Origin of the sequence: Pseudomonas abyssi, assembly GCF_002307495.1 — a bacterium.
Classification (GTDB): Bacteria; Pseudomonadota; Gammaproteobacteria; order Pseudomonadales; family Pseudomonadaceae; genus Halopseudomonas; species Halopseudomonas abyssi.
This window is the reverse complement of sequence record NZ_NTMR01000022.1, coordinates 18902-45444: the sequence shown is the minus strand read 5'-3', so window position 1 is coordinate 45444 and position 26543 is coordinate 18902. Positions and strand designations below refer to the sequence as shown.

Annotated in this window: 30 protein-coding genes; 8 read left to right on the top strand and 22 right to left on the bottom strand. The window is 63.0% G+C overall.

Annotation, left to right across the window (positions count from 1 at the left end; all coding sequences use genetic code 11):
* Positions 1-6 precede the first annotated feature (6 nt).
* A complete protein-coding gene (locus tag CNQ84_RS15715; protein WP_096005782.1) occupies positions 7-309 on the bottom strand; it encodes a DUF2845 domain-containing protein in 303 nt (100 codons plus the stop codon).
* Positions 310-387: 78 nt separating this feature from the next.
* A complete protein-coding gene (locus CNQ84_RS15710) occupies positions 388-1311 on the bottom strand; it encodes a hypothetical protein (protein WP_096005781.1) in 924 nt (307 codons plus the stop codon).
* Between the two features lie 302 nt (positions 1312-1613).
* Between CNQ84_RS15710 and CNQ84_RS15705 the strand changes: the two genes are divergently transcribed.
* The gene (locus CNQ84_RS15705) at positions 1614-3386 is read left to right on the top strand and encodes a S8/S53 family peptidase (protein WP_096005854.1); all 1773 of its coding nucleotides are present in this window, start codon (positions 1614-1616) and stop codon (positions 3384-3386) included.
* Positions 3387-3444: 58 nt separating this feature from the next.
* On the opposite strand, the gene CNQ84_RS15700 is transcribed toward CNQ84_RS15705, so the two are convergent.
* Both CNQ84_RS15700 and hmuQ read right to left on the bottom strand, forming a co-directional pair.
* Positions 3445-3792: a peptidase S41 gene (locus CNQ84_RS15700; RefSeq protein WP_096005780.1), complete on the bottom strand. Its 348-nt coding sequence runs from the start codon at positions 3790-3792 to the stop codon at positions 3445-3447.
* Between the two features lie 24 nt (positions 3793-3816).
* Positions 3817-4119 carry a heme-degrading protein HmuQ gene (gene hmuQ / locus CNQ84_RS15695; protein WP_096005779.1) on the bottom strand — a complete coding sequence of 101 codons (303 nt, stop codon included), beginning with the start codon at positions 4117-4119 and terminating at the stop codon, positions 3817-3819.
* A gap of 423 nt (positions 4120-4542) precedes the next feature.
* On the opposite strand from hmuQ, the gene CNQ84_RS15690 reads away from it, so the two are divergent.
* The 4 genes from CNQ84_RS15690 (at position 4543) to CNQ84_RS20410 (ending at position 8527) form a co-directional block, all read left to right on the top strand.
* A complete protein-coding gene (locus CNQ84_RS15690; RefSeq protein ID WP_165771310.1) occupies positions 4543-6603 on the top strand; it encodes an autotransporter family protein in 2061 nt (686 codons plus the stop codon).
* 76 nt (positions 6604-6679) lie between these two features.
* Positions 6680-7441 (top strand): alpha/beta fold hydrolase, encoded by a 762-nt coding sequence (locus tag CNQ84_RS15685; RefSeq protein ID WP_096005777.1) that lies wholly within the window; start codon positions 6680-6682, stop codon positions 7439-7441.
* Between the two features lie 73 nt (positions 7442-7514).
* Positions 7515-7637 (top strand): helix-turn-helix domain-containing protein, encoded by a 123-nt coding sequence (locus CNQ84_RS21170; RefSeq protein WP_096005776.1) that lies wholly within the window; start codon positions 7515-7517, stop codon positions 7635-7637.
* A 392-nt stretch (positions 7638-8029) separates the two neighbouring features.
* The gene (locus CNQ84_RS20410; protein WP_133065909.1) at positions 8030-8527 is read left to right on the top strand and encodes a hypothetical protein; all 498 of its coding nucleotides are present in this window, start codon (positions 8030-8032) and stop codon (positions 8525-8527) included.
* A 47-nt stretch (positions 8528-8574) separates the two neighbouring features.
* On the opposite strand, the gene CNQ84_RS15665 is transcribed toward CNQ84_RS20410, so the two are convergent.
* The 11 genes from CNQ84_RS15665 to ubiE are packed head-to-tail and all read right to left on the bottom strand — an operon-like array spanning position 8575 to position 17066.
* A complete protein-coding gene (locus CNQ84_RS15665; protein WP_096005773.1) occupies positions 8575-10497 on the bottom strand; it encodes a metallophosphoesterase family protein in 1923 nt (640 codons plus the stop codon).
* 31 nt (positions 10498-10528) lie between these two features.
* Positions 10529-11116, bottom strand: coding sequence for a DUF502 domain-containing protein (locus CNQ84_RS15660; protein ID WP_096005772.1), 588 nt, complete (start codon positions 11114-11116; stop codon positions 10529-10531).
* Between the two features lie 53 nt (positions 11117-11169).
* On the bottom strand, positions 11170-11877 hold the full coding sequence (locus tag CNQ84_RS15655) for a 16S rRNA (uracil(1498)-N(3))-methyltransferase (protein WP_096005771.1): 708 nt from the start codon (positions 11875-11877) through the stop codon (positions 11170-11172).
* Positions 11874-12650, bottom strand: a complete 777-nt coding sequence (gene tatC, locus CNQ84_RS15650; RefSeq protein ID WP_217350115.1) for a twin-arginine translocase subunit TatC — start codon at positions 12648-12650, stop codon at positions 11874-11876. The genes CNQ84_RS15655 and tatC overlap by 4 nt, the downstream gene beginning before the upstream one ends.
* On the bottom strand, positions 12637-13017 hold the full coding sequence (gene tatB, locus CNQ84_RS15645; protein ID WP_096005770.1) for a Sec-independent protein translocase protein TatB: 381 nt from the start codon (positions 13015-13017) through the stop codon (positions 12637-12639). Before tatB ends, tatC begins: the two co-directional genes overlap by 14 nt.
* 18 nt (positions 13018-13035) lie before the next feature.
* Positions 13036-13266 carry a Sec-independent protein translocase subunit TatA gene (gene tatA, locus CNQ84_RS15640; protein ID WP_083724898.1) on the bottom strand — a complete coding sequence of 77 codons (231 nt, stop codon included), beginning with the start codon at positions 13264-13266 and terminating at the stop codon, positions 13036-13038.
* 27 nt (positions 13267-13293) lie between these two features.
* On the bottom strand, positions 13294-13623 hold the full coding sequence (locus CNQ84_RS15635) for a phosphoribosyl-ATP diphosphatase (protein WP_096005769.1): 330 nt from the start codon (positions 13621-13623) through the stop codon (positions 13294-13296).
* A complete protein-coding gene (hisI, locus tag CNQ84_RS15630; RefSeq protein WP_096005768.1) occupies positions 13616-14032 on the bottom strand; it encodes a phosphoribosyl-AMP cyclohydrolase in 417 nt (138 codons plus the stop codon). Before hisI ends, CNQ84_RS15635 begins: the two co-directional genes overlap by 8 nt.
* Before the next feature lie 54 nt (positions 14033-14086).
* Positions 14087-15685 (bottom strand): ubiquinone biosynthesis regulatory protein kinase UbiB, encoded by a 1599-nt coding sequence (gene ubiB / locus CNQ84_RS15625; protein ID WP_096005767.1) that lies wholly within the window; start codon positions 15683-15685, stop codon positions 14087-14089.
* Entirely contained in the window at positions 15682-16305 is a 624-nt protein-coding gene (locus CNQ84_RS15620) for a ubiquinone biosynthesis accessory factor UbiJ (protein WP_096005766.1), read from the bottom strand. Before CNQ84_RS15620 ends, ubiB begins: the two co-directional genes overlap by 4 nt.
* Positions 16305-17066, bottom strand: a complete 762-nt coding sequence (ubiE, locus tag CNQ84_RS15615; RefSeq protein ID WP_096005765.1) for a bifunctional demethylmenaquinone methyltransferase/2-methoxy-6-polyprenyl-1,4-benzoquinol methylase UbiE — start codon at positions 17064-17066, stop codon at positions 16305-16307. Before ubiE ends, CNQ84_RS15620 begins: the two co-directional genes overlap by 1 nt.
* Before the next feature lie 162 nt (positions 17067-17228).
* Between ubiE and CNQ84_RS15610 the strand changes: the two genes are divergently transcribed.
* The 3 genes from CNQ84_RS15610 (at position 17229) to CNQ84_RS15600 (ending at position 18871) form a co-directional block, all read left to right on the top strand.
* Positions 17229-17504, top strand: a complete 276-nt coding sequence (locus tag CNQ84_RS15610; protein WP_096005764.1) for a polyhydroxyalkanoic acid system family protein — start codon at positions 17229-17231, stop codon at positions 17502-17504.
* Between the two features lie 123 nt (positions 17505-17627).
* A complete protein-coding gene (locus tag CNQ84_RS15605) occupies positions 17628-18038 on the top strand; it encodes a phasin family protein (protein ID WP_083724883.1) in 411 nt (136 codons plus the stop codon).
* A gap of 20 nt (positions 18039-18058) precedes the next feature.
* Entirely contained in the window at positions 18059-18871 is an 813-nt protein-coding gene (locus CNQ84_RS15600; protein WP_096005763.1) for a phasin family protein, read from the top strand.
* Positions 18872-18974: 103 nt separating this feature from the next.
* Here CNQ84_RS15600 and CNQ84_RS15595 read toward each other — a convergent pair whose 3' ends face one another.
* The 7 genes from CNQ84_RS15595 to hslV form a co-directional block, all read right to left on the bottom strand.
* Complete coding sequence (locus CNQ84_RS15595) at positions 18975-19592, bottom strand: TetR/AcrR family transcriptional regulator (protein ID WP_096005762.1); 618 nt, start codon at positions 19590-19592, stop codon at positions 18975-18977.
* A 5-nt stretch (positions 19593-19597) separates the two neighbouring features.
* Positions 19598-21220 (bottom strand): PHA/PHB synthase family protein, encoded by a 1623-nt coding sequence (locus tag CNQ84_RS15590; RefSeq protein ID WP_096005761.1) that lies wholly within the window; start codon positions 21218-21220, stop codon positions 19598-19600.
* 122 nt (positions 21221-21342) lie between these two features.
* Positions 21343-22203 carry a poly(3-hydroxyalkanoate) depolymerase gene (gene phaZ / locus CNQ84_RS15585; protein ID WP_096005760.1) on the bottom strand — a complete coding sequence of 287 codons (861 nt, stop codon included), beginning with the start codon at positions 22201-22203 and terminating at the stop codon, positions 21343-21345.
* A gap of 24 nt (positions 22204-22227) precedes the next feature.
* Positions 22228-23910, bottom strand: a complete 1683-nt coding sequence (gene phaC, locus CNQ84_RS15580; protein ID WP_096005759.1) for a class II poly(R)-hydroxyalkanoic acid synthase — start codon at positions 23908-23910, stop codon at positions 22228-22230.
* 183 nt (positions 23911-24093) lie between these two features.
* Positions 24094-24474, bottom strand: a complete 381-nt coding sequence (locus CNQ84_RS15575) for a gamma-butyrobetaine hydroxylase family protein (RefSeq protein WP_096005758.1) — start codon at positions 24472-24474, stop codon at positions 24094-24096.
* 87 nt (positions 24475-24561) lie between these two features.
* The gene (gene hslU / locus CNQ84_RS15570) at positions 24562-25902 is read right to left on the bottom strand and encodes an ATP-dependent protease ATPase subunit HslU (RefSeq protein ID WP_096005757.1); all 1341 of its coding nucleotides are present in this window, start codon (positions 25900-25902) and stop codon (positions 24562-24564) included.
* A 17-nt stretch (positions 25903-25919) separates the two neighbouring features.
* Positions 25920-26450, bottom strand: coding sequence for an ATP-dependent protease subunit HslV (hslV, locus tag CNQ84_RS15565; RefSeq protein ID WP_083724867.1), 531 nt, complete (start codon positions 26448-26450; stop codon positions 25920-25922).
* Between the last annotated feature and the right edge of the window lie 93 nt (positions 26451-26543).

The following is a 26543-nucleotide window of genomic DNA, read 5'->3' as shown; positions in this document are numbered from 1 at the left end:
CACCGCTCAGCGAATGCGGGTGATGCGCTGCAAGCGGTTGCCCTCGAACTCCAGACTGTAGTGATCGCGGTTGATCTTGTAGATCCACTCTTCAATGTTCATGACCCGAATGCGGTCGCCGTAGACCATGCTGTCCACGTAGCCTATGACCTGGCGCGATAACGGCGCGCCGCAGGCCTGTTCAACCTCGAACATCAGGTCGTCTTCATCGACAATATCGGTGCCGCAGCGCAAGGCGTGGGCCGGCAGGCTGACGAGCATCAGTGTGCCGGCGATGGCCAGGGCTCGGCTGGTAGAGGCAGTGGGCATGCGGCGGTCCTCTGGGGCGGTGGAACATTGATAGTCCCACCGCCTTCGGTACGCGCGCAATACCCGGCGACGATCGCCTCAGAGAGCAGCGGCCTCTGCTTCGTAGTTGGCGTAGGAGTGCTTGAGGGTGGCGTGGTTGAGCAGCATCTCTGCCTTGAGCACCTCGCCGCTGGCGTCGTAGATGCGCGACAGCACCCAGTAAGACTCGGTGCGCTTGCTCTCGGACAGGGCGACAACTTCGCGGCGGATCAGGTAGTCCTCACCGACCAGCAGCGGGCCGTCGATCATGCGGATTTCCTGGTCGGCGAACAGGCCGATGACAGGCTGCTTGACCGGGAATTCGGCGTCTTTGCTGGTGTACTCGGCCAGTACGCTGACCATCTCGGTCGGAATCACGGCGCGGCCCCACGGCGTGCTGCTGCCATCGGAATACCAGCTGGAGTTCTCGGTGATGCCGGCCAGCTTCTGGTTCAGCGAGAACGGGTAGAGCTTGCCCATGTTCTGGTCCGGGTCCATGCGTACTTTTTCGTCTACCGCGCCCTTCATGCCCACCTGCAGGTCAGACAGGATCACCAGTTTTTCTGGTGCACGCAGCTTGGCCATACGCTCGTACAGCAGGCTCTCGCCCGGTGCTGCGCCGATGCTGGCGCTGGCTTCCAGCACGGGCGTGCCGTCGGCTTTCTCGGCCCAGCAGCGTACGCGAGTCTGGCCCGGCGCCGGACGCTCGACAAAGGCGCGTACTTGTTCGCCTTCGACCACCATGTTCTGGAAGTGGGAAGAGAAGCAGCCCTTCTCGAACCATTGCTGACCCCAGATCTCGACCAGCAGCGGCGTGAACTGGCTGAAGTGGGTCGGGCCTTCGATCGGACCGGCGCGAAAGCCCAGCTTCTCGGCCATGCTGTCGTCGTGAATCGAGGAGTGACCGCTGTATTCCTGATCGGCCAGCATTTGTTTCGGCTCGCGCAGCGGGCCGCAAAGATAGAGGGGGGTATCAAAGCTCATAGTGGTGTCCCTGCTCAGTAGTAGTCGCGCAATTGTGCAGTGTAGGCAGGAGGGGGTGAGCGCGGCAAACCCACTTTGGGCCGCTATTCATGGGGGTTATGGGCGAGGCAAGCGAGTGACCGGCTGTGTGCTTGGAGACCGGCCGACCAGTGTGCAGCCCTGCGCTATCGGGCTGAGATACGTTGCGCGCAACGTCAACTTGGCCGGGCATTGAAACATTCTGCCATTTACGAGTCGGAAGAATATCAAGACGCATGACAACTATCGGCGGCCTGCCGTCGCCGGTGCTGGCGGAGCAAGGAATGACCTGTACTTCCCCCATCAAACGCGGGCTGTGGTCTGCGCTGCTGTTAATGGCGCTGCCCGTTACCGCTGCGGAGCCGGAGCCGATTCGTATCCAACAGTTGCAGCGCTGCGGTGATTTGCTGCAGACGCAAACGCAGACGTTCTGTTTGCGGGTAAAAGGCCTGCAGTCCGGCCAGTGGCAAGCGCGGCTGAACGGCGAGCGGCTGGCCCAGCAGCAGGTCGGCAGCGACGGCGAATCGCTGCAGTTGCAGGTTGATGTTAACGGCAAGCGCAGCGGGCCGCTGGTGCTGGAGCAGCAGGGGCGGCAGAGCAATCCGGTCTGGCTGTCGCTCGGCTCCAGCCACGTGGTAGCGGCGACGGAAGACGAAGTGGCCGAGAACATGGATGGACTCACCTCCTATGTTGATCTGGTCAGCGTGGTCATTGAAGAAGAGTACGACGGGCTGGAAGAGGCCGAGCGGCTGGCAGAGAAGTACGATGCCAAGGTGGTCGGCATGATTCCGCCGCTCAACACCTACCAGCTGCGTCTGGCCGCGAAGAACCTGGACGAGCGTGACGCAACGGTATTGCGCCTGGGCGGCGAGGTTAGCGTGGACGCCGTGGTCATCGAGGAGTCGGGCGCAGAAGACGGCATTGAAGCGGATACCGCCAGTGCACCGCCGGCCGACAATCAGGAGTGGGCCGCTAACCGTTTTCTCGATGCGGTGAATTTCTATCAACGCCGTCTGCAGCAGGACAGCGGCGACGTTCAGACGCATCCGATACGTATCGGCATTATCGAGCGTGATGTGGATTTTGATGCGCCGGATTTCAGCGATTACACCGGAGATGACTGCCGCGCCGACAGCCGGCGCCTGTGCCTGTACGCACCTGATGCCGATCAGCCAGACGGCCATGGCAGCACCGTCAGCGGCCTACTTGCGGCGGCCTGGGACAAGGGCGGCAATAGCGGTTTCTTGCGCGGGCTGGATGATGTCGGCCCCGGCTTTGACGTGATCGTCGGGCGTGATTCCGACGCCGGCATCACTGCCAATATCGCCGCCTCGGTGAATATGGTGGAAGACGGCGTTCGCGTGCTGAACTGGAGTTGGGGGATTCACCGCGTTGGCGCGATCGACGTCAACGGCGACCCGATCGACTCGCTGGTGCGCTCGGGCATTGCCATGAGTGGCTATGAAGAGTTGCTGGAGGAGTTCTTCCTCTGGCTGCGCGAAGAGCATCCGAACGTCGTGGTGGTCAACTCTGCCGGCAACGGTTCCTCGTTCTCTGGTCGTGATGAATACCGGCTACCGTCCTCCTTCGTCACCGATCAGCTGTTTGTGGTGGGTGGCCATCAGCGCAGTGAGAAAGACGTGCCGGTTGATGACGCGGCCTACGCCGTCAAGCGCAAGGCCTCGAATATTGACATGCGTGTCGATATAACCGCTGCGGCCTGCGTCCGAGCCTCAACCGCCAAGGCCGACGAGGAAGGCGAGGTGCATTGCGGCACCTCCTACGCCACGCCACTGGTAACCGGCTTGCTGGCCGCCATGCTGTCGATCAACCCTGAGCTGGAGCCGGACCAGCTGCGCATGCTGCTGCGCCGCAGCGCGATGACCATCGGTGAGGAATACGATTTTGAGCCCACCGAAGGCGACGATCTGACCGCGCCGATTCTGCCGTCCGAGCGCGCCAACGACCTGAACAACCCGGACGTTGGGCATTCCGCGCGGCTGGATATGTACAAGGCGCTGGATTTGACGGTGCAGAGTCTGGACCGCGTGCGTTAACAGCCAAACAGCAACAGCAGATCAGATCGGGTCTTCTCTGCGCACCGTCTTTTAATGCTCAGTTAAAGCGCGTGATCGTATAGGTGTTGCCCGGTCCCCACTGATTGTCTTCGCGCCAGGTGATGTCGACGCTGGCTGGCGCGTTCTCGGCGTACTCGGTGTCACCGCAGGCGTCGGCATCAATCCACAGCTGGACCTCCTGCCCGCCGGTGAGCAGGCTGCCGTAGCAGCCGGCGTCGCCTTCGTACATCCAGAACGTCATCTTGCCGCTGACGGTGATGGTCTCATGCGGGCCGGTCGGCAAGGCCAGACCATTGGCGCGATTGTCGAGCGGCTCTTGTGGTGCGTCGCCGCAGGCGCTGAGGGACAGGCAGAGCAGGCCAGCAAGGCCGAGTTTGTATTGCATCCTTGCACTCCTTCAATCAATGGCTTACAGCGCGACCTCAAAACACTCCAGCTGCGGCGGACCCAGGTAGATCTCGCGGCGACTACCGGCATTGGCGTGGGCGGCGCGGAAGGCCTCGGAGTGCGTCCAGTCCTCAAAGGCGCTACGCGATTCCCAGGTCGCATGGGATGCAAACAGGGTGTACTCCTCGGTGCTCGGGCCCTGCAGCAGGTTGAAGTTCTTGAAGCCCGGCACGCTGGCCAGCAGGCTGTCGCGGTTCTTCCAGATGTCGATAAAGTCCTGCTCGTGACCGGGCTTGATCTTGAAACGGTTCATGGCGATGAACATGGGTTGGCTCCAGCGTGGGTAAATGAGCCCCATTATGTGGAGGGGCAGGGTTGTGGGGTCAACCGCAGGCAGCTGGTTGATGGCCGGATTGCGCTCTGCAGCGGGCATCACCGGCGAATTCCGCACACCCGAATTGTGAATTTGCGAGCCAGGTCGCACTTGTTCTGAAAATAGTACGGGCATTTTCCGTGCCGGAGGATTAGTATGCGCGCGGTGAGTTTCAAGCAGGTGCATGCTCCGCGCTAGACGCTTCGATGCGTCGTTACCCGGCGGCCGGCGGCAAACTCACCAGCCCCAGGAAGCACGACCGACATGATGTCACTGGCAGTACCCTTGTTTGCCATGTGTTGTTGCAGGTGTTCCGGGAATACAGGAACCCGGTACCCGGCAGGGGCCGGAACAGCAGGCAAGGAGCACAGCCCTATGACCCTTTGCAAACCCACATTGCTCGCTGCGCTGATTGGCGCAGCCATCAGCGGCGGCACCCTGCACGCCGCTTCCTCGCTCGACATGGTCGTCGCCATCGATGAGTCCGGCTCCATGGCCGGCGAGCACAATGCCTTTATCGGCACCTACGTCAAAAATCTCGACAGCCTGCTCAACGATCAGAACGTCACCCTCAACCAGTATGCCCTGATGGGCTTTGGTGGCAGCTCAGGTCAGGCAGTATCGGCTGGTGAGGCCGGGCGCGAAGCAGGCTACGCGCTGTATCGTCACCTTAATCTCGATAGTGACAGCAGCCCGCTGTGGGGCTCCGCCGAGGCATTTGATGGCGTTACACCGGAGCTGGAGACCAGCGGTGGCACCGAAGATGGCTACCGCGCGATCGACTATATCTACCGCTATTTCGAGTTTCGTCCCTCCGCTGGTTCGTCGATCATGCTGATCACTGACGAGGACCGCGATGACGATTTTTACCAGCTGGATACCAGCCATCTGCCTGCCGGCATGACGGCACTGGAGAAGAGCTACATTCAGGGTCAGCTGGCTCAGTACAACACCGTGGTACACGCGGTGGTCAGCCAGCGTTTTACCGACAAGAACGGCAACCCGGCGATCGCCATTGTGGGTAGCGACCCGGATACCGGCTATGCCTACGTCAAGGGCGCCAATGGCGTCATTACCAAGGTGCAGGGCTACCTGCTGACCTCGGCCTACGGCACCACCGAAGCCGATTACACCGAGCTGGCGCTGGCCAGCGGTGGTACCGCGATGGACATCGACGGACTGCGCAGCGTGTACACCGATGCGGCCGCGCTGGCTGCACTCAGTGGCGAACTGGCCAAGCTGGTCGCCGATATCGCAGTAGGTCAGGTGCCGGTAGTGGGTATTGACTGCGCCTCCGCCAGTGGCGTTGCCGCCCAGATCTGTGGTGCCATCGCCAGTACCAGCAACCAGCAGCTGCAGTCCCTGGGCCAGCAGATTACCGCCCCGGAACAGTATCGCAAGCTGAGTCAGTATCAGGTCAATCAGATGCTGCACACGGCCATTTCCAACACCCGCAACGTGCGCCGGACCTTGACCAGTCGCCTGGCCGACATGCGCCGCACCGGCTACGCCAGCCGTGATATCGATGTCATGGACTACAGCAACGGCAATGTTGCGCTGTCGTCCGACCTGATCAACAGCCTGCAGCAGGCACGTGGCGGCGCAGCGTCGGCTGACCAGGGCGAGGTGGGCTACTTCATTCGTGGCATCTACACCCGTGGCGACTACGACAGCTCGGCCACAGCGGCCGGCTTTGACAGCAAAACCTACACCTTCCTGGCCGGTGTAGACCGCTACCTCAGTGACGACACTCAGGTGGGCGTGGCGCTGTCCTATTCCGCTTCTGATGCTAACTACAGTGGCGCTTCTGGTGGCTCCGAGGCTGACACCTACGGCATCACGGCCTATGCCTCCCAGGCACTGGGCGGTGATGTTTTTCTGGAAGGGAACCTGGGCTTCAGCCGCGCGCACTTCGAGACGGACCGTGATACCGGCTTTGGCCTGGTCAAGGGCAAAACCCGCGGTGACATCTGGAGCGCCTCGCTCGGCCTCACCAAGGCCTACGCGCTCACCGATGTGACGCTTGAGCCCTTCGCCTATCTGCATTACACCGACGTGTCGGTAGACGGCTTTACCGAGAAAGGCGGCCCAGCTGCCCTGCGGGTTGGCAGTACCGATATCGATTCGCTGGTGTCCGAGCTGGGTTTCAGCACGGTTTATGCGTTTTCCGACAGTCTGCAAGGCGACCTGCGCCTGGCTTGGGAACACGAGTTTGAGAACGATGGCACGGCCGTGCCGATGTCCTTCGTGACCGCGCCGGGCAGCGTGTTTGTCAGTCAAACGCCGTCGCAAAGCTCAAACTACGGGCGCATTGGGCTGGGGCTGACCAAAACCATGAGTGACGCACGCAGCCTGTCGCTGCAGGGCAATACTCTGGTTGGTTATGAAGGCTATGACGAGTACTCGTTTGAAGTGCGCTTCCGTCAGCGCTTCTGATCCGACAGTGCACAAACAGGGGCCCCGGCCCCTGATTAACCGGCCGTTCGCCCTGTGGCGCGCGGCCGGACTTCTTATGCTGCTGGCCATACTGGCTGGCTGCGCAGCGTCGCCCGTCGAGCGGCTGGCATCGCAGGCACGGCTTGCCGGCCTGCAACCGGTCAGCCTGCCCGCAGCCGACTTCATGCTGCAGGGATTTGAGCGAGCGACTGCAGGCCGACACGCGCGGATCTACATTGAGGGCGACGGGCGCCCCTGGCGCGCTGGCGGTCGGGTCATTGCCGATGACCCATCGCCTCGCAACCTGCCCGCCCTGACGTGGATGGCCTCACTGCCGGGTCCGTCCCTGTACCTGGGGCGCCCCTGCTATTTTCAGACGTCAGCTCAGCCTGCCTGCAACGCCATGCTGTGGACCTATGGGCGCTACTCCGATCGGGTGGTCGCGGCTATGGCGCAGGGGCTGCAGAGCTGGTTGCAGCGTCATCCGCAGATCGACTCGCTGACGCTGGTGGGCCACTCCGGCGGCGGCGTGCTGGCGCTGCTGCTGGCCGAGCGGGTTCCTGTGGTCGTCGAGGTGGTGACTTTGGCAGCGCCGACCGACGTGGCTCTCTGGGCGCAGCTGCACGAGTACACACCGCTGTTTGCATCACTCAACCCGGCTGATATCGAGCAGTGGCGACCGCAGGTCAGGCGTCGGCTGTTCTTTGGCGAACAGGACCGCCAGGTCCCGCCTGCCAGCTTTGCGCCCAGCGCGCAGTCCATTCCAGGCGCACAGATCTCCGTGGTACCAGGCATCGGCCACGACTGCTGCGCCCCCGCGCTCTGGGCTAATGATTGACCCTGGTTCATAGGTTGTGTGTTGGCTGGGCGGTCTCAATGACCAAGTGCAACACCTAATGTAGGGTGTTGTCATGCCAAATCACTATACACATTTGCGCATCGAGGACCGCGTCACCTTGATGCTTATGCGCCAATCCGGCCATAACCTTCGAGCAATCGCCAGTGCGCTCGGCAGGACCGCCCAGCACCCTTAGCAGAGAGCTCAGACGTAATCGTCAGCACGACTGTTATCACTGTTCCACCGCCGAGCAGCTGTCAGAGCAGCGGCGTCGCTTGCCGTGGGGCGTAGGGTCAGGTCTTGCTTTTTGTCTTCCTAGCGACAACAAAAGTGGGCTCGGATAAAACTTCTGGCGCAAGCCTGACCTGACTGTTCTTACACCTTGCCAGCCGGCGGCGACCTTACCGCCGTTGCCAGCCGCATCGAAGCCACGCAGCAAGCCTATCTGGTTGCCGGCAACCAGCATGCACTGGGGACTGCAGAGAAACCTGCTCACCACTTCAACGAGAAAACGTCCGGAGGGCCTCTCTGGGCGAAAATCCTTCTTCCCGTATGTCGCTCTGCGAGCAAAGCTAACCGCTTCGATGCATGCCAACGGTGTCACTGATTCTCTGGGTACGTGAGCAGTGTCTCGCTGCCTTGCAGCTCTGCTGCCGTGGCCGGGCGCTGCATGGACGGGCTCAGTGGGTAGCCGCTGTCGGTGGCGCGCAAGACGACGTCGCCCGCGCCTCTGGCATGTACGATCAGGTCGCGCCAGCCATCAGTGCTGTGCGCGGACACCCGCAGGGGAAGCTGCACGATGGTGGTTTTGGAACGCAGGGTGTAGGCGTGCTCGCTGCCTTGCAGCACAAACAGGGTGCAGCCGGCGCTACCACACCAGTTGGGGCCTTGGGCGTATATCAGCGCGTCGTCAACGCCGTCATCGTTGAGGTCGTACAGGGCGCTCTGGTAGCCGGGCAGCTCCGAGCCGAGCTGTTCCCTCAGCGCGTCATTGAGCCGTGTGTCGTTGCTGACGCTGGCGCAGCCGGTCAGCAGACCGGCAAGAATAAGCGGGTTGGGGGCGCATTGGCGGGTCTCCTCGGGTAGCGCTGTTGATCATAGCAAGCACGGGGTGGGCTGCGAGTGCTTAATGCTCAACTTGCCGGATCAGCGGTGTCGCGGGGCGGGAAGTCGACATCGAAGCCGCGCGCATCCAGCTGCCTGACGTTTTCTGGGCGGCCCTGCTCATCCAGCTCGACCAGACCGATGCCGCTGCCGTTCCACAGGCGCTCGCCGGCGCTGGCGCGATCGGGGTCGCGAGGGCTGACGCGCATACGCCTGCGTTTAGTCAACCAGTTCAGCGGCGAGGCCGGGGCGTAAAGCCAGCGATTAAGCCGGTCAAACCAGTCCAGCAGGCGTGGCGGGAAGGCATTTTTCAGGCCGCTGCTGGTGATCTGCCAAAGTTGGGGGCCGTGCTCGCGGTGACGGATGGCGATGTCGTAGACGAAGGAGTAGTGCACGTCGCCCGAGAGGATGACGTAGTTGCCGGGGGTGCGGCCATGGCGAAAAATGTTCAGCAGCACCTTGGCAGCGCCGCGGTGGGCCATCCAGTTTTCGGCGTCGACTACCAGCGGGTGGCCGGCGAGGGAGAACAGCTTCTGGATGCCTTCAATGAGTTTGACGCCGAACATCGGTGCGGGCGAGACGATGACCACCGCGGTCTGGTCCAGCAGGCGCTGCTGCAGCTCGGTCAGTGCCTCCCAGTCCATCAGGCCAGACGGGCGGAAGGGGCTGCGCTCGCTGCGCCAGCGGCGGGTGCGGGTATCCAGCACGACCAGGCTGGGCGTGCCGGCAATCTGGTACTCCCAGCCGTGAAAGCGCAGCACGGCGTCGATGCAGGCGTCCTGCTCGCAGACATCCAGACTGCCGCTGCGCTTTGCGTTCTCCAGCAATTGGGTCAGCGCATCCAGCGGTTCTGCCACGGCCTCTGGATCGTTGCCCCAGCCCTGGCACAGCAGATAGGCCAGCACCGCGTTGCCGATGATCTGGCGTGAGAAGGGGTGGCCGTAGGCGGTGCGCTCCCAGTCGGCGGTGAGGTTCCAGTCGTCGGTGACGTCGTGGTCGTCAAAGATCATCAGACTGGGCTGATGGGCGAGCAGGCGGGCGACCTGCGGCAGGCCGTCGACAAAGGCGTCAATCTGCTGCTGTTCGCTCTGGTAACGCTGGCGCTCTTCGTCACTGAGCCCGTCCGGCATCGCCGGCTGAATCAGGCGCCAGGGAACCGGCGACCACACCAGCAGGTACATGGCCAGCATCTCGGCCAGGCTGATCAGGTGGTTGTGGGCGTTGGCCGAGGTAAACACCGGCTTGCGCACACCGCCAAAGAAGCGGTCACGCACGGCCATATTCGAGGGCACATCGGGCAGCAATTGCTCGCGGCGGTAGTAGGTGTCGTCGGACTGATAGAGGGCCTGACTGTCGGCGACGGTGGCGCCTTCCAGGGCTTCGTCGAATAGCCCGAGTCGGGCAATCACCTGGTGCACAGCGACCAGTAGCGGGCCACTGACGTCGTCGACGTAGACCTGGTCGCCGGTCATCAGCAGCCAGGCAGGGCGCTGCTCAGGCTGGTCGCGGCGTTCGGCGAGCCAGCTGTCGGTGCGCACCAGTGCATCCTCGCCGGCAAAGTGCGGCTTGCGGCAGGAGCCGTGCAGCAGACGGCGGTTGTCGCTGGCAATCATCAGCGAGGGCAGCTCGTCGCCGTGGCACAGATGCGGGGCGCTTTGCTGCAGCCCACTGCCTTGCTCGCCCTGCCAGTGCAGGTCGTAGTGAATGATCTGATCCTGCGGCAAGGGGCTGTCGGGGCTGAGTGTCAGCAGGTGGACGTAGGCGTGCCGGCCGATGGGAATGATGCGGGTGTTGTCCGGCCTGAGCTGCCGGGATGCCTGCTCATGGGGCTGCAGGGTAGCGCTCAATTGCAGTGGGCGGCTGGCGACCAGCCAGAGCAGAATGCGCTCGGGGTCTACGCGGCGGACCAGTGGGCCGGCCAGCAGGTCGGGGAGGTCTGAGTGTGTGTGCATGTTTGCTCAGACCCATGCGCCGGTCGGCAGTTCAGCCTGCGAGCGAGGTTGGAATGGGGAGCCCGCAAGCGCCCCGACCGCCCCGTCGAAGGTGGCTGACAGCCTGCATGACGGTCAGTTCGCAGGGTTGCACGCGCTCGGCGGCAAGGTAGACCAGGCTGCCCGACCAGGGGTCCGGCGAACCCGGAATGAAGGTCACTACTCGGCCGTCGGCCATCCGCTCGACTTCGAAGCACAGTTGTTCGAAGTCGTCGAAGCGCACCAGCACCGGTTGCAGTGGCGAGGTGGTCGGCCGCTCCTCCGTGAACTGGTCGGACAGGGACTTGATCAACCCATAGCCGGGCAGCATCAGCAGGCCGTCGTCGAGCTGCTGATACAGGCGTCGGGCGCGGGGGCCGCGCGCCAGCATGCCAGCGCAGAAACAGACCAGCGCCACACCCAGCAGCGCCAGCAGGTTGGCGACCGCCAGGCCGGCAATGTTGTCGAATGGCAGCATCTCGCTGATCGGCCGGGTGACATGCCGCATCACCGAGATGGCCTTGCCCAGTACGAAGAGAATCACGATTACCGGCACGAGAAATATCGCGCCGCCGATCAGAGTGGTCTTGATTACGCGCATGACAGCCCCCTCAACAATGCCTGAGGCAAGCATAGACGGCTGGCGTCGTGGTGTCAGAACAGGCGCGCCAGCAGCGCCGTGACGGCGGTTTCCACGCGCAGGATACGCTCGCCGAGCTGCACCGGCTGCATGCCGGCCTCAATCAGCTTGTCGACCTCGTAGGGAATCCAGCCACCCTCCGGGCCGATGGCCAGGGTCAGTGGCTGGTCGATACCGCGGGGGCAGGCGGGGTAGTCGCCGGGGTGGGCAACCAGTGCCAGTTGGTCGTTGATGATGGCGGGTAGCTGATCTTCGACAAAGGGCTTGAAGCGCTTTTCGATGCGCACGGTCGGCAGCACGGTGTCGCGCGCCTGCTCCAGACCCAGCAGCAGGTTCTCGCGGATCACCTCGGGCTGCAGAAACGGCGTCTGCCAGAAGCTCTTTTCCACCCGGACGCTGTTGAGCAGGATGATCTCGGGTACGCCCAGGGTGGCGCAGTGCTGCAGGATGCGGCGGAACATCTTCGGGCGGGGCATGGCCAGCAGCAGGGTCAGCGGCAGCTTGGCTGGTGGTGTCTCGTTCAGCTCAACGGCGAGTAGAGCGTGGTCGCGGTCCAGCTCCAGTACCTGGCCTTGGCCCATCAGGCCGTTGATGCGCCCTACACGCAGGCTGTCGCCGCTGCTGACGTGCTGAATGTCCTGCATGTGGGTCAGCCGGCGGCCGGTCAGGCGCACATGCTGCGGATCGATGAAGTCGCTGTCTTCGAGCAGCAGCAGGTTCATGCCTGCGGGCTGTCCTGCGGTTCTTCCGGTGTACGCGGGCGGACCAGACGGCTGAAGACGATACCGACTTCATACAGCAGCCACATGGGCAGCGCGAGCAGCGTCTGGGAAATGATATCCGGCGGTGTCAGCACCATGCCGATGGTGAAGCAGCCCACCACCACATAGGGGCGCGCCTTGGTCAGGCTCTGGACATCGACGATACCCACGGCCACCAGCAGCACGGTGGCCACGGGAATCTCGAAGGACAGACCAAAGGCCATGAACAGCGTCAGGACAAAATCCAGATAGCTGTTGATATCGGTCATAACCGCCACGCCATCCGGCGCCGCGCTGGTGAAAAAGCCGAACACCAGCGGAAAGACCACAAAGTAGGCAAAGGCCATACCGCCGTAAAACAGCAGGATGCTGGAGGCCAGCAGCGGCACCGCCAGGCGCTTCTCGTGCTTGTACAGTCCGGGCGCAATGAAGCCCCAGACCTGATGCAGCACAAAGGGCATGGCGATAAACAGCGCGCTGATCAGCGTCAGCTTGAAGGGGGTCAGGAATGGTGAGGCGACATCGGTGGCGATCATGCTGGTGCCTTCGGGCAGCAGCGCGCGCAGCGGCTCGGAAATGAACGCGTAGATGTCGTTGGCGAAGTAGAACAGGCCGGCAAAGATCACCAGCCAGATCAGCACAATGCGCAGCAGGCGCGAACGCAGCTCGGTCAGGTGGGCGACCAGCGGCATATCGCCGCCACTCTTGACGGGCGGCAGATCAGGGTTGCTCATGGCGGGTGTCTTGCTGCTCATTGGCTGACTCGGCGCGGGGTTGCTCTGCGGTTGCGCCAGTTTGAGTCGCTTGTGTGACGCTCTGGTTACCGGTCTGCCGCACGGCGTTGGTCTGGTTGCTCGGGCTGCCTTTGTGCAGGCCCTGCTTCTCCAACTCGGCGAGGATGCGCTCGTTGTTCAACTGCTGGCGGATCTCGTCAGCGCCCAGTTCGCGCTCAACTTGCGAGCGCACGTCGGAGAAGCCGCGTTTGATGCGGCCAATGGTCAGGCTGACGGTGCGGATGGCGCCGGGCAAACGCTCCGGGCCGAGAACCAGCAGGGCGATGATCGCCACCACCAGCATTTCCATAAAGCCGATGTCGAACATGAGGCGGGACCTGGCAGATTACGGCTTGGACTGGGAGTCCTGCTTGTGCTCTTCGGCCTTGGCGTCCAGCGTCTCGCCGGGCTTGTTCTCGACCGAGGGCTTTTCCTCGTCGTTCATAGCCTTGCGAAAGCCCTTGATTGCGCCGCCCAGATCGCCGCCGATGTTCTTCAACCGCTTGGTGCCGAACAGCAGTACCACGATGACCAGTACGATCAGCAGTTGCCACAGACTAATGCCACCAAAACCCATTTTTGCCTCCGGGGCCTATTGCCCAGTTTATTTGCTGCGGGACGCCTTTTCTTCAAGACCGGACAGGTCGAAGCGGCGTGCCAGTTCGTTCAGGATGTCATCGGGACCCAGGCCGAGATGGCTGAGCATGACCAGTGAGTGGAACCACAGGTCAGCTGTCTCGTAGATCAGGTCCGATTTGTCCTCGCTGTGCTGACAGTCCTTGGCGGCTAGTAGTGTCTCTGTGCACTCTTCACCGACCTTTTCGAGAATCTTGTTCAGGCCCTTGGCGTGCAGGCTGGCAACGTAGGAGGTGTCGGCAGACGCCTGCTTGCGTTGCTCCAGCACGGCGGCCAGTTGGCTCAGGGTGTCAGACATGTTTTGGGTGCTCGTATAACTCTTTGGGGTCCTTGATGACGGCGTCGACGGTCTGCCATTGGCCATCTTTCAGAACCCGGTAGAAGCAGCTCTGCCGGCCGGTGTGGCAGGCAATGCCGCCGATCTGTTCGACCTGCAGGATGACGACGTCGGCGTCGCAGTCCAGCCGCAGCTCGTGCAGCTGTTGCACGTTGCCCGACTCCTCGCCCTTGCGCCACAGGCGCTGGCGCGAGCGCGACCAGTAGATGCCTCGGCCTTCCTGTACGGTCAGTTGCAGGGCTTCGCGGTTCATCCAGGCCATCATCAGAATGCGCTGGGTGTGTACATCCTGGGCGATGGCGGGAACCAGGCCGTCGGCATCCCAGTGGATGCTGTCGAGCCAGTCGTTGGCGGCGGTTGAATCAGTCATGGCGGGTCGTCATTCGTTCAGTGGTGCAAGTGTGCCAGTTATGCGCCCGGCTGACTATCGGCGGCGCAGAATCAGCCAGCCACCCAGGGCGATCAGCGCCCACTGAGTCGGCGCGGCGTGCAGCCACAACTGCGGATCGTCGCCACCCAGCGCACTGGCGCCAAACACCACCAGCGCGATACCGGCCAGCTGCAGTGGCCAGCGCGGGCGTTGCGGCTGCTGCTCGCGCAGCGGCGCATCGGCCAGGTTGTCGAGGGCGCGATGGGCGCTGTCGATCAGCGCCGGCACGCGCTCCAGATGCTGCTGCCAGTGCTTGACCTGATTCTGCGGCAGCATGCGCTCGCGCATCCAGCGTTCAAGATAGGGCTGGCCGGTGCTCCACAGGTCCAGATCCGGGTACAGCTGGCGGCCCAGCCCTTCGATGTTCAGCAGGGTCTTTTGCAGCAGCACCAGCTGCGGCTGGACTTCCATGTTGAAGCGGCGGGCGGTCTGGAACAGGCGCAGCAGCAACTGGCCGAAGGATATGTCTTTCAGCGGGCGCTCGAAGATCGGCTCGCAGACGCTGCGAATCGCCGCTTCAAATTCGTTCACGCGGGTATCGGCCGGCACCCAGCCCGAGTCGATGTGCAGCTGCGCCACGCGGCGGTAGTCGCGCTTGAAGAAGGCCATCAGATTACGGGCCAGGTAGCTTTGGTCTTCCGGTGTCAGGCTGCCGACGATGCCAAAGTCGATGGCGATGTACTGCGGCTCCCAGGGGTGCTTGCGCGAGATGAAGATATTGCCCGGGTGCATGTCGGCGTGGAAGAAGCTGTCGCGGAACACCTGGGTAAAGAAGATCTCCACGCCGCGTTCGGCGAGTTTCTTCATATCGGTGCGCTGGTCGGCCAGAGCCGGCAGGTCGGTGACTGGGATGCCCTCGATGCGCTCCATCACCAGGACCTTGTGACGACACCAGTCCCAGTAGATTTTGGGAATGTAGAGCAGCTCCGAGTCTTCAAAGTTGCGGCGCAGCTGGGAGGCGTTGGCGGCTTCGCGGTACAGGTCCAGCTCGTCGAAGATGGTGCTCTCGTAGTCCTCGACCACCTCGACCGGGCGCAGGCGACGGCCTTCAGTCGAGACGCGCTCCAGCAGGCGGGCGGCGACGAACAGCCACTGGATGTCCTGGTCGATGGTTTCGCCGATGCCGGGGCGCACTACCTTGACCACCACCTCGCTGCCGTCCTTCAGGCGGGCGGCATGCACCTGGGCGACCGAGGCGGAGGCCAGCGGTTCGTCACTGAAACTGGCAAATACATCCTCGATGCGCTCGCCGAGCTGTTCCTCGATGCGCGCGCGGGCCTGTGGGCCGGGGAAGGGCGGCACCTTGTCCTGCAGGCGCGCCAGCTCCAGGGCGATGTCATCGGGCATCAGGTCGCGGCGGGTGGAGAGAATCTGACCAAACTTGATGAACACCGGGCCCAGGTCCTCGCAGGCCTTGCGCAGGCGCGCACCGCGGCTCAGATCACGCGGGGCCGGGCGCAGGCGCCAGGGGCCAAGCTGCAGCAGCAGACGACCCAGCAGCGGCAGCGGCAGGTCCAGCAGAATCTGGTCCAGGCGGTAGCGGGTGAAGATATGCAGAATGCGCAGCAGGCGCACAAAGGCGGTCAGTCTCATGCGTCGGGCGAGTCCGGATCGGTGGGGGTGAGCAGCGCTACGCGCGCTTCCAGGCGGTCAAGCTGCAGGCGTAGGTCATGCAGTTGTTCGGCGCGGGCGCGAGCTTCGCCGTGGCCGACCAGTTGTCGGCTCTCTTCGGTCAGGTATTCCGCCAGCGTCTGGCGCAGGCTGGCGCGGCTCTCGCGGCCCCACTGGTGGCTGCGGCGCAGGGCACTGCCGATAGCGTGACCGGCCACCGGGCCGAGCCAGCGCGCCAGCTCGGCCTCGCCATCGAGTTGCAGGTCGGCCAGCGCATTCTGCAGGGCGATCAGCACCTGACTGTCGCCTAGCAGCTCGACCTCCGGGTCCTGCAATACGGCCTTGCGGTCGCTGCTGACCAGCAGCCGGGCGAGCAGGCCGGCGGGGGCGTGCAGTTCAACGTCGGCTGGTGCGTCGCTGGTTGTATCCAGGTGGATGGTGCCGGGCGCGGGCGTCAGCCATAGCTGCCAGTCGGGAGAGTGACTGTTGATCAGAATGCGCTTGCCAGCCAGCGCGTCGATACGCCGGGCGGTGACCGAGTCGCGAGCCAGCGCCGCAGCGATGCTGCGCTCGGCGGTTCTGAGCAGTGCGCCAGAGAGCATCAGGGTTTGATGCCCCGGTGCAGGGCGACGATGCCGCCGGTCATGTTGTGGTAGGTCACCCGGGCAAAGCCGACTTCTTCCATCATCGCCTTGAGGGTCTCCTGGTCCGGGTGCATGCGGATGGACTCGGCCAGATAGCGGTAGCTGTCAGCGTCGTCGGCTACCAGCTTGCCCATCAGCGGCAGGAACTTGAAGCTGTACTGGTCGTAGACCTTGGACAGCAGGTCGCTCTTGGGCTTGGAGAACTCCAGCACCAGCAGACGGCCGCCCGGCTTGAGCACGCGCAGCATCGACGCGATGGCGGCATCCTTGTGGGTCACGTTGCGCAGGCCAAAGGCAATGGTGATGCAGTCGAAGTAGTTGTCGGGGAAGGGCAGTGCCTCGGCGTCGGCCTGGACAAAACGCACGTTGCCAGCCACACCCAGGTCCAGCAGGCGGTCACGGCCAACCTTGAGCATGGAGGCGTTGATATCGGCCAGTACCACCTCGCCCGTCGGGCCCACGCGCTTGGCGAAGCGGCGGGTCAGGTCACCGGTACCGCCGGCGATGTCCAGTACCCGGTTGCCGGTGCGCACACCGGACAGCTCGATGGTGAAGCGTTTCCAGATGCGGTGAATACCGCCTGACATCAGGTCATTCATGATGTCGTACTTGGCTGCGACCGAGTGGAAGACTTCCGCGACGCGTTGGGCCTTCTCGGACTCGGCGACGGTCTGGTAGCCGAAGTGGGTGGTTTTTTCGTGCTCGTGCTGATCGCTCATGGCTTGGCTCTGCGCTGGCAAATTCGAGCCCATTCTAACCATTTTTTGCCGGCATAAGCGCTGCACAAATGCCATAGTCTGCTCAGCCGGGTTGCAGGTGGTGACGTGTTGCGCCGATTGCGGCATGCTGGCGTGCTTTGACACCACCCTGAGGATGAGCCGATGGCCACCGTAGATATCACCCGTGAACACGCTCTTGGTAAGGAACAGGCCAAGGAGCGCGCTCAGAAGTTGGCCGACAAGCTGGCGCAGAAGCTGGACGCCAAGTGCAGCTGGGAAGGCGACCAACTGCACTTCAAACGTAGCGGCGCGGATGGCTGCATCACCGTGACTGACGCCGATGTGCGGGTGCAGGTCAAGCTGGGCATGATGCTCACGCCCATGGCGGGCATGGTTAAGAGCGAAGTACAGAAAGCGCTGGACAAGTACCTGGCCTGAGTCGGTTTTGCGGTTTTTTGCCAGTTAGTATGTGTTTTCTAATTTTGCCGCGTAGCTTTAGATGCAAGGATCGACAACCGGTCCATTGCAGTACCTCAATCTACTGATACCGGAGTGACGAACATGGCCAAGAACACCGCGAAGAAAATCGAAGACAACGCAGCTGGTTTTGCTACCGACGTGAAGAAATACGCCCATCAAATCTGGCTGGCAGGCCTGGGTGCCTATGCCAAAGCCGGCAAGGAAGGCGCTGATTACTTCAAGTCGCTGGTCAGCGAAGGCGAAGAAGTCGAGAAGCAGGGTAAAGAGCTGGTTGCCAGCCAGGTTGAAGCTGCCAACAGCCGCATCGAATCCTTCAAGGAAAAAGTGCACGAGAAAACCGGCGGCCGTTTCAGCAAGGTAGAAGAAGTATTCGACGAGCGCGTTGCTTCTACCCTGGGTCGCATGGGTATTCCGAGCAAGAAGGATATTGATCAGCTGTCTGCTAAGCTGGATGATCTGAGTGCTGCACTCAAGTCACTGCAAAGCAAGTAAGGTCACAGAGGAGTTGCTCCATGGCGGGTAAGAAGAAGGACAAGGATCCGGGTTGGGTCGCTGATATCGAAAACTATTCGCGTCAGATCTGGCTGGCAGGTCTGGGCGCCTACGCCAAGGTCGGGAAGGAGGGCGTCAAGCTCTTCGAAAACCTGATCAAGGATGGTGAGGCGGCCGAGAAGAAAGCCAAGGCCGAGATCGACAAGCAGGTCGACACCCTTAAAGGTAAGGCCAAGTCCGGCAAGAACCCGCTGGAAAAAGCGAAGACCGAGGCCGACAAGGCCAAGGGCAAGCTGACCGGCAAGTGGAACGAGCTGGAAGATGCGTTCGACAAGCGTCTCAACAGTGCTGTCTCCCGCCTTGGAGTTCCCTCGCAGGCTGAAGTCAAGGCGTTGAACGCCAAGGTTGACGAGCTGACCAAGCTGATTGAAGGCCTGGCCAGCGGCAAGACCGCTGCACCCAAGGTAGCTGCGAAGGCGAGCCCGGCAGCCAGTAAACCGGCTGCCAAGCCGCGCGCCACGCGTAAGCCGGCCGCAGCCAAGCCTGCAGCCAATGCGGCGGCGGCCAAACCGGCCAGCAAACCGGCGGCTAAGCCTGCTGCGAAACCGGCCGCCAAGCCCGCCGCCAAGACCACTGCCAGTAAGCCGGCAGCGGCCAAGGCGTCGACGGCAGCCAAGCCCAAGCCTGCGGCCAAACCGCGCGCGGCGGCTAAGCCGAAAGCACCGGCCAAGCCCAAGGCAACACCGGCGGTGAAGGCTCCGGCGTCGACACCCGCGGCTTCGGCACCGGCTCCGGCCAGTGCACCGGCAGCAGATAAGCCCGCCGAGTCCTGAGTTACCTTGCAGCACCAGAACCCCGCCCTGCTTCGGCAGCGCGGGGTTTTTTATTGGCCCCCTCACCGGGCGTGGGCACCAGTCGGCGTTTGCCGCTGAACGCTCAGCCGTAGCGCGCTATCAATCCCTGAACCCACTCCTGGCCCACGGTGTCCAGCCACGGCTGCAGTAGACCAAGCATCTGCTGCACGCCACTGGCCGGGTCAAGATCGTGGGGGTGGCAGACCCGCTGGTAGTCCAGCCAGAACAGGCAGGTTTGGCACAGGGCGTCCAGCAGGCGAGTGCGCTCGGCGGTATCGGCGTGCAGGTGACCGCTGCCGTGCAGGGCCTGCAGCACCTGCTCCAGGCGCAGGCGCAGCGCGTTGACCCAGGGCTGCATCTGCTGGCGCAGCGGTGGATAGCGGCTCATCAGATTGGACAGGTCCTGAAACAGAAAGCGGTGGGTGGCGATGGCCTCGAACAGCAGATGCAGCAATAGCCATAGATCCTCCGGCGCTACCTCATCGACGCTGTCATCTGTCAGCAGTAAGCCGCGGGTGCTGAGCAAAAAGTCGTCGACCAAGGCGTCGAGCAACGCCTCCTTGCCCTTGAAGTGGTAGTAGAGGTTGCCGGGGCTGATATCCAGCTCGTTGGCGATATCCAGGGTGGTGACGTTGGACTCGCCGTGCTCGTTGAACAGCTCGAGTGTGCACAGCAGGATTCGATCGCGGGTTTTCATCATGCTCCTCAATGCTGTTGAACGTAGCGGCCGGGGGCCGGGCCGTGACCGCCGTCGGTTGGCTGTCGGGCCTCAACCAGCGGGCCGCTGTACTGCTTGAGCCAGTCGCTCCAGCGCGGCCACCAGCTGCCCTGCTTTACCTCAGCCGAGGCCAGCCAACTGTCGGCATTGCTGCTGGCTGAGCCGCTGTGATAGTGCGCACGCGGGTGTCCCGGCGGACAAAGCAGGCCTTGGATGTGCCCACTGTGACACAGGGTGAAGTGCTTTTCGCCCCCCATCCGGGAGCCGGGATAGGCGTTCTGCCAGGGCACGATATGGTCGCGGCGGGCGGCCAGATGCCAGCTGGGCAGGCCGATGGCTTGCAGGTCGATGGCCTCGCCGTTGAGTTGCAGGCTGCCCGGCAGTCCCAGCGGGTCGCGGTCGAACAAATCCAGCAGGTCGTCGACCAGTTGTGCGGGCAGTCGGGTATGGTCGTGCCCCCAGTAGACCACCGGGTTGCAGGGTAGCTCACGGCCGAGTCCGTAGCGGGTAACGGCGGGTGTCCACACCAGTTGTTCCGGGCGCATCCAGCCGAAGGCCGCGCCGCTGGTGCGTTCGTCCAGGTAGCCTTGTTGCCAGGCCTGGCGGCGCAGGCGCTGTCGCTCCGCCGGGCCGTTCAGGCGCACCAGGTCGGTGTCCAGTCGGGTGTCGAGCGGGGTGACCAGCAGACTCAGGGCGCTGAGTTGCTGGGCGTAGCCGGCGGCCTGTTGCCAGGCACAGAGCAGGGCGGCAATCAGGCCGCCGCTACAGATGCCGGTCAGGGTTGCCTGAGCACTGCCGCTGTGCAGCCGGGTTTCATTCAGGGCGCGCTGGCAGGCGCTGACGTAGCGACCCAGCCCCCAGTTGCAATGGCTGGGGTTGGGATTGCGCCAGCTGATCAGGTAGACCTGCAGCCCTTGCTCCAGCGCGTGTTCGACCAGGCTGTTGCCGGGGCTGAGGTCAAGCAGATAAAAGCGGTTGATCGGCGGCGGCACCAGCAGCAGCGGGCGCTCATGCACCTGCGCTTGTTGCGGGGTGTAGCAAATCAGCTCGAACTCGGCGTGGCGCGCAATGACCTGCCCAGGCGTGCAGGCCAGGTCTGTGCCGAGACGGTACTGCGTATCGAGGTTGGGCTGCGCGAAGGGGCGCCCGCTGAGCATGTCCTGCCACAGGTGGTGGGCCCCTCGGCACAGGCTCTGCCCATTGCTGGCGCGCGCTTCGGCCAGAATGGCCGGGTTCAGCAGGCTGTTGCTGGGGGCCGCGGCAGCGGCCAACTGGTCTAGTAGCCAGCGCAATTGGGCGCGTTCATGGTCTGCCAGGTTCAGGCCCGTGAGCCAGTCCGTCAGTGGTTGCTGCCACGCCTGCCAGACTTGCAGAAGGCGCTGCGCCGCTGGCTGCTGCCAGCCGGGGTGGGCAAAGCGTGGGTCGTCGTCCAGCGCGCCGAGGTCGCTCTTGCCTTGCAGCGCGAGCACCAGCTGGCCCAAGGCCCGGCGCAGGTAGCCGGCGTGGTGACAGGGTTGCGTCAGCAGGCTGCGCAACAGAGCAAGCAAGGTGGCGGAAATATCCCCCGGGATAGCGGTCGTGTGCAGTCGTCCTTGGGGGGTGTCGGGCATTCAGCTGTCCTGGGCCGAAGAGAAAGAAACGCTGGCAGTCTAACGCAAGCGAGCCGGTCGGCAAGGGCTGGCAGCCGGGTGTTGTGGCCGAGGTCTCGCTCGGCCAGTTGGCACCGACCGGATCACGCGCGAGGTGCCCTCATGGTGGCGGTGTGGCGGATGACTGCCGGCTGCCTTTCTTCGGCCAGAAAGCCCATGATCAACGGCGCGACGCTTTGCGCGCGGGTCACCAGAAACAGGTGACCGTCGTCGATGACGTGCAGTTCTGAATTGGGAATACGCCATGCCAGCAGCTTCATATTGACCAGCGGGATGATCGGATCGTCATCGCCGGCCAGAATCAGTGTCGGCTGACGGATCTTGTGCAGCCAGTGCACGCTGGTCCAGCCCAGACCGGCAAACAGCTGCCAGTAGTAGCCGAGCTTGCCGGAGGAGCGCACCTTGGCCGCGTGTTTTTCGGCCAGATGCGGGTCGCGGCGGAAAGCGCCGCCGTAGATGTCCGGCGCGATGTTCACGCCGTGTGAGGGCTGAATATAACGTCTGGGGCTGGCCATCTTCAGCAGCACCGAGGGCCGTCCGGGCACCATGACGGCACCGGCCGAGGTGGCTGCCAGAATCAGCTTCTTGCAGCGCTCCGGGTGGCTGTAGGCAAACTGCTGCGCCAGCGCGCCGCCCCAGGACACGCCGATGACGTTGACTTGGGAGTAGTCGAGATAGTCCAGCATGCGCGCCGCCAGCTTGGCCAGGCCTGGAAAGCGAAACGGTGTGGCCGGGGTGGACGAGCCGCCTACACCGGGCACGTCGAAGGCAATGACTTCCAGGTCCGGGTCCAGTGCCTCGACAAAGGGAAACACCAGCTCCAGGTTGGCGCCGATACCGTTGAAGACCAGCAACGGCGGCAGGGCGCTGTTGCCCGGGCGCACGGCCGTACGCAGGTACTGGCCGTCCAGCTCGATGGTGCGAAAGACAAAGGACTGCGGCATGGGCGGCTCTCTATTGGGCGCGGATCAGCGCTCGTGAACGTAGGTACCCGGCGCCGGTTCCAGCGCTGGATGGTTGTCATTGCCCAGCACGGTCGGTGCCGCCTTGCGCTTACCGCCGCGGGCATGCAGCCAGTCACGCCAGTATTGCCACCAGGAGTCGGATTGCTTGGTGGCGGTTTCCAGCCAGTGCTTGGCGTCGCCGGTCATCTCGCCGCTGGTGAAAAAACGCGCCTTGGGGTTGCCCGGCGGGTTCAGAATACTCTGGATGTGACCGCTGGAGGACAGCACGAACTCGCACTTGCCGCCGAGCAGCTGGGCCGAGCTGTAGCAGGCCTCCCAGGGGGTGATGTGGTCGTTCAGGCCGGCGATGACAAAGTAGTCGGCCTTGACCTGTTTGAGGTCGATCGGCGTGCCGCAGACTTCCAGCGCGCCGGGACGGGTCAGCGGGTTGTTCTTGAACAGTTCTAGGAATTCGCCGTGCAGGGCCGCTGGCAGGCGGGTAGTGTCGTTGTTCCAGAACAGGATGTCGAAGACCGGCGGCTCGTTGCCGAGCAGGTAATTGTTGACCCAGTAGTTCCAGATCAGGTCATTGGGCCGCATCCAGGCGAAGATACGCGCCATGTCACGGCCTTCCAGAACACCGCTCTGGTAGGACATACGCCGCGCAGCCTCGATCGAGCGCTCGTCGGCAAATAGTGCCAACTGGGTCTTCAGCTCGGTATCCAGCACGCTGACCAGCAGGGTGAAGGAGTGCACTTTCTTCTCTTTCAGCGCAGCGTAGTGGCCCAGCAGCGAGACCGTGGTGATGCCGCCGGAGCAGGCCCCGAGCATGCTCAGGTCCTTGCTGCCGGTGACCTCGAGAACGACATCGATGGCTTCCTTGAGCGCTTCGATGTAGGTGCTCAGGCCCCACTCGCGGTGGCTCTTGGTCGGGTTGCGCCAGCTGACCACAAAGGTCTGCATGTGGCTGTTGACCAGATAGCGCGCCAGACTCTTCTCGGGCGACAGGTCAAACACGTAAAACTTGTTGATCTGCGGCGGCACGACCAGCACCGGGCGCTCGAACACTTCTTCGGTCAGCGGCTTGTACTGGATCAGCTCCAGCACCTCGTTGCGGAAGATCACCGAGCCCTTGGTGGTGGCGAGGTTGCCGCCGACTTCAAAGGCATTCATGTTGACCTGGCTGGGCATGCCGCCGTTGTGGGCAATGTCCTTGGCCAGGTGGGTGAGTCCGTCCATCAGGCTCTTGCCGCCGGTTTCGAAAAAGCGCTTGAGCGCGGCCGGGTTGAGAGCGGTGTTGGTGGGGGACATGGCCTCGGTCATCAGCGCGATGACAAACTGGGCGCGGCTGACGTCCTGTGCCGGCAGGTCCGAGTTGGTGATCCAGCTGTTCAGTTCCTTGCGCCAGGCCAGGTAGGTCTGCATGTAGCGGCGGTAAAGCGGGTTCTGGCTCCAGGTCGGGTCGACGAAGCGCTTGTCGTCAGCGCTGGGGCCCAGTTCGGAGCGGCCGAGCATCACGTCGGTGACCGCCATGCCGAGGCGGCCCAGGTGACGCATGCTGTGGACCGGTTGCTTGATGGTTTGGCGCATCACCATGCGGGCGGTGCTGATGAGGTCGCGCGCAGGCACGCCGACGACCGGGTTGGGGCCGAGAATGTGTTCACTGGCCTTGTGGCCCAAGTCTTCGTTATTGGATTTGTTACCCATTTTCAACGCTCCAATCTGAGGCAGGGAAGCCGCTATGAATGCATTCCAGCAAGATTCGAACCAGCTTCCCGGTGTCGCATTCTTGAGACAAGTTAGCACGCAGTTTCGGCGCTGTTAACGCCTTTTTAGCCAACGGTCACTAAATCAGATGTTTATGGCAAAGCGGTGTAGGGGCTTGGAAAATCAGGGTGTGAAGCGAATAGTGCTGACATCCGGGTCTCGTGATGCACCGGCCTGGTGCAACTGCTCCAGATAGGTGTCCCAGCGTTGCGTTTGTTCGGTTGCCAGTTGGTAGAGGTAGTCCCAGGTGTACAGGCCACTGTCGTGGCCGTCGTCGAAAACCAGCTTGATCGCGTAGCGCCCGGCGGTTTCCACGCCGCTCAGGGCGACGTTCAGCTTGCCGGTTTGCAACACCGGTTTGCCATGCCCGCGCACCTCGGCCGAGGGAGACAACACGCGCAGGTATTCGGCCGGCAACTGATAGGTGCTGCCGTCGGCATAACCCAACTCCAGCGTGCGCGAGGCCTTGTGCAACTTGATGCGGGTCGGGATAGGTGCGGGCATGGCAGAGTCCTGAGCTTCAAGCTTCAAGCAGATCGCATGGCGCGCACGATCTGCTGTTCGCTTGCCGCTTGAAGCTTGCGGCTTGGGTTAAAGAATATAGCGTGACAGGTCTTCGTTGACCGCCAGCTCGCCCAGGTGGCTGTTGACATACTCGGCATCAATCAGCAGCGGCTGCGTTTCGTGCTTGGCAGCGAGGTCGCCAGCGCTGAAGGAGATTTCTTCCAGCAGGCGTTCGAGCACGGTGTGCAGACGACGGGCACCGATGTTTTCGGTCTTCTCGTTGACCTGCCAGGCGATCTCGGCCAGCCGGCTGATGGCGTCGGGAGCAAACTCGATATTCAGCTCTTCGGTGGCCATCAGCGCACGGTACTGTTCGGTCAGCGAGGCATCCGGTTCGGTCAGGATGCGCTCGAAGTCGCTCGGGGTCAGTGATTGCAGTTCGACGCGAATCGGCAGGCGGCCTTGCAGCTCGGGTATCAGGTCCGACGGTTTGGTCAGGTGGAAGGCGCCGGAGGCAATGAACAGGATGTGGTCGGTCTTGACCATGCCGAACTTGGTGTTAACCGTGCAGCCCTCGATCAGCGGCAGCAGGTCGCGCTGTACGCCTTCACGGGACACGTCGGCACCGCCGCCGCTGTCGGCCCGTTTGCTGACCTTGTCGATTTCATCAAGGAAGACGATGCCGTTCTGCTCAACCGCCGAAATCGCGCGGGTCTTCAGGTCGTCTTCGTTGACCAGCCGGGCGGCCTCTTCATCGCGCACCAGCTTGAGCGCATCGCGTACCTTGAGGGTGCGGGTTTTCTTCTTGCCCTTGCCCAGGTTGGAGAACATGCTCTGCAACTGGCTGGTCATCTCTTCCATGCCCGGCGGGGTCATGATCTCGATGCCGGCCGGCGCGTCGGAGACCTCGATGTCGATATCCTTGTCATCCAGCTCGCCTTCGCGCAGGCGCTTGCGGAACAGCTGACGGGTGCTGCTGTCGGTGCGCTCGGGCTGGTCGCCGGTAGCCGGGCGGGCGCCGGGCAGCAGGGCGTCGAGGATGCGCTCTTCGGCCGCATCTTCGGCGCGATAGCGCACCTTGGACATTTCCTGCTCGCGCAGCAGCTTGATGGCGGCATCGACCAGGTCGCGGATGATGGATTCGACGTCGCGGCCGACGTACCCCACCTCGGTGAACTTGGTGGCTTCGACCTTGATGAACGGCGCCTGCGCCAGCTTGGCCAGGCGGCGGGCGATTTCGGTCTTGCCGACACCGGTCGGGCCGATCATCAGAATGTTCTTGGGGGTCACTTCATTGCGCAGCGCCTCGGGTAGCTGCTGGCGGCGCCAGCGGTTGCGCAGGGCGATGGCGACGGCGCGCTTGGCATCCTGCTGACCGATAATGTGGCGGTCCAGCTCGTGCACGATCTCACGGGGTGTCATGGACATGGGTCTCTCTGAACGCCTCAGGTATTGGCGTCCAGCTCCTCGATGGTCAGGTTGCGGTTGGTGTAGATGCAGATGTCGCCGGCGATGTTCAGGCTGGTGTCGACGATCTCGCGAGCGGACAGCTCGGTGTGCATCAGCAGGGCACGCGCGGCGGATTGCGCGTAAGGACCACCGGAACCAATGGCGATCAGGCCCTCTTCGGGTTCGATCACATCACCGTTGCCGGTGATGATCAGCGAGGCATCCTTGTTGGCGACGGCAAGCAGGGCTTCCAGCTTGCGCAGGGCGCGGTCGGTGCGCCAGTCCTTGGCCAGCTCGACGGCGGCGCGGACGAGATTGCCCTGGTGTTTTTCCAATTGGGCCTCAAAACGTTCAAACAGGGTAAAGGCGTCGGCGGTGCCGCCGGCGAACCCGGCAATCACCTGATCCTTGTAGAGGCGGCGAACCTTGCGGGCGTTGCCCTTCATCACGGTGTTGCCGAGGGAAACCTGGCCGTCGCCACCGATCACGACCTTGCCGTGCCGGCGTACGGATACGATTGTAGTCACGCGCAACTCCTGGTTGGCTGTGGAAAAAAGGCGGCAGGATCACTGCCGAGTTTCTGATCTGGGGGCGCTGATCAGAAATTCAAGGCGCAGAGC

Coding starts and splice junctions, on each gene's coding strand:
- CNQ84_RS15715 (WP_096005782.1), bottom strand. CDS start 309: ATGCCCACTGCCTCTACCAGCCGAGCCCTGGCCATCGCCGGCACACTG.
- CNQ84_RS15710 (WP_096005781.1), bottom strand. CDS start 1,311: ATGAGCTTTGATACCCCCCTCTATCTTTGCGGCCCGCTGCGCGAGCCG.
- CNQ84_RS15705 (WP_096005854.1), top strand. CDS start 1,614: ATGACCTGTACTTCCCCCATCAAACGCGGGCTGTGGTCTGCGCTGCTG.
- CNQ84_RS15700 (WP_096005780.1), bottom strand. CDS start 3,792: ATGCAATACAAACTCGGCCTTGCTGGCCTGCTCTGCCTGTCCCTCAGC.
- hmuQ (WP_096005779.1), bottom strand. CDS start 4,119: ATGTTCATCGCCATGAACCGTTTCAAGATCAAGCCCGGTCACGAGCAG.
- CNQ84_RS15690 (WP_165771310.1), top strand. CDS start 4,543: ATGACCCTTTGCAAACCCACATTGCTCGCTGCGCTGATTGGCGCAGCC.
- CNQ84_RS15685 (WP_096005777.1), top strand. CDS start 6,680: ATGCTGCTGGCCATACTGGCTGGCTGCGCAGCGTCGCCCGTCGAGCGG.
- CNQ84_RS21170 (WP_096005776.1), top strand. CDS start 7,515: ATGCCAAATCACTATACACATTTGCGCATCGAGGACCGCGTCACCTTG.
- CNQ84_RS20410 (WP_133065909.1), top strand. CDS start 8,030: ATGCCAACGGTGTCACTGATTCTCTGGGTACGTGAGCAGTGTCTCGCT.
- CNQ84_RS15665 (WP_096005773.1), bottom strand. CDS start 10,497: ATGCACACACACTCAGACCTCCCCGACCTGCTGGCCGGCCCACTGGTC.
- CNQ84_RS15660 (WP_096005772.1), bottom strand. CDS start 11,116: ATGCGCGTAATCAAGACCACTCTGATCGGCGGCGCGATATTTCTCGTG.
- CNQ84_RS15655 (WP_096005771.1), bottom strand. CDS start 11,877: ATGAACCTGCTGCTGCTCGAAGACAGCGACTTCATCGATCCGCAGCAT.
- tatC (WP_217350115.1), bottom strand. CDS start 12,650: ATGAGCAACCCTGATCTGCCGCCCGTCAAGAGTGGCGGCGATATGCCG.
- tatB (WP_096005770.1), bottom strand. CDS start 13,017: ATGTTCGACATCGGCTTTATGGAAATGCTGGTGGTGGCGATCATCGCC.
- tatA (WP_083724898.1), bottom strand. CDS start 13,266: ATGGGTTTTGGTGGCATTAGTCTGTGGCAACTGCTGATCGTACTGGTC.
- CNQ84_RS15635 (WP_096005769.1), bottom strand. CDS start 13,623: ATGTCTGACACCCTGAGCCAACTGGCCGCCGTGCTGGAGCAACGCAAG.
- hisI (WP_096005768.1), bottom strand. CDS start 14,032: ATGACTGATTCAACCGCCGCCAACGACTGGCTCGACAGCATCCACTGG.
- ubiB (WP_096005767.1), bottom strand. CDS start 15,685: ATGAGACTGACCGCCTTTGTGCGCCTGCTGCGCATTCTGCATATCTTC.
- CNQ84_RS15620 (WP_096005766.1), bottom strand. CDS start 16,305: ATGCTCTCTGGCGCACTGCTCAGAACCGCCGAGCGCAGCATCGCTGCG.
- ubiE (WP_096005765.1), bottom strand. CDS start 17,066: ATGAGCGATCAGCACGAGCACGAAAAAACCACCCACTTCGGCTACCAG.
- CNQ84_RS15610 (WP_096005764.1), top strand. CDS start 17,229: ATGGCCACCGTAGATATCACCCGTGAACACGCTCTTGGTAAGGAACAG.
- CNQ84_RS15605 (WP_083724883.1), top strand. CDS start 17,628: ATGGCCAAGAACACCGCGAAGAAAATCGAAGACAACGCAGCTGGTTTT.
- CNQ84_RS15600 (WP_096005763.1), top strand. CDS start 18,059: ATGGCGGGTAAGAAGAAGGACAAGGATCCGGGTTGGGTCGCTGATATC.
- CNQ84_RS15595 (WP_096005762.1), bottom strand. CDS start 19,592: ATGATGAAAACCCGCGATCGAATCCTGCTGTGCACACTCGAGCTGTTC.
- CNQ84_RS15590 (WP_096005761.1), bottom strand. CDS start 21,220: ATGCCCGACACCCCCCAAGGACGACTGCACACGACCGCTATCCCGGGG.
- phaZ (WP_096005760.1), bottom strand. CDS start 22,203: ATGCCGCAGTCCTTTGTCTTTCGCACCATCGAGCTGGACGGCCAGTAC.
- phaC (WP_096005759.1), bottom strand. CDS start 23,910: ATGGGTAACAAATCCAATAACGAAGACTTGGGCCACAAGGCCAGTGAA.
- CNQ84_RS15575 (WP_096005758.1), bottom strand. CDS start 24,474: ATGCCCGCACCTATCCCGACCCGCATCAAGTTGCACAAGGCCTCGCGC.
- hslU (WP_096005757.1), bottom strand. CDS start 25,902: ATGTCCATGACACCCCGTGAGATCGTGCACGAGCTGGACCGCCACATT.